Annotated in this window: 1 pseudogene; it reads right to left on the bottom strand. The window is 50.7% G+C overall.

From position 1 onward, the window contains the following. Positions 1-434 (bottom strand): annotated as a pseudogene (locus N8M09_RS10925) (MSCRAMM family adhesin SdrC); the annotation flags it as partial.

The raw sequence follows: 434 nt of genomic DNA, 5'->3' as shown, positions 1-434 counted from the left end.
GCGTCAACAAGTGCATCAGCCTCAGCAAGTACATCAGCATCTGAGTCAGCATCAACAAGTGCATCAGCTTCAGCAAGTACATCAGCTTCTGAATCAGCATCGACAAGTGCATCAGAATCAGCAAGCACAAGCGCGTCTGAATCAGCGTCAACAAGTGCGAGCCAGTCAGCAAGCACATCGGCATCTGAGTCAGCATCGACAAGTGCGAGCCAATCAGCAAGCACAAGCGCTTCTGAATCAGCAAGCACATCAGCATCTGAATCAGCATCAACAAGTGCATCAGCTTCAGCAAGCACATCAGCGTCTGAATCGGCATCCACAAGCGCGAGCCAGTCAGCAAGCACATCAGCATCTGAATCAGCGTCAACAAGTGCGAGCCAATCAGCAAGCACATCAGCATCTGAGTCAGCATCAACAAGTGCATCAGCTTCAGC

This window comes from Streptococcus mitis (assembly GCF_946190375.1).
GTDB classification, from domain to species: domain Bacteria; phylum Bacillota; class Bacilli; order Lactobacillales; family Streptococcaceae; genus Streptococcus; species Streptococcus mitis_CJ.
Note: the sequence above shows the minus strand (reverse complement) of the source record. Positions and strands in the feature narration are given on the sequence as shown.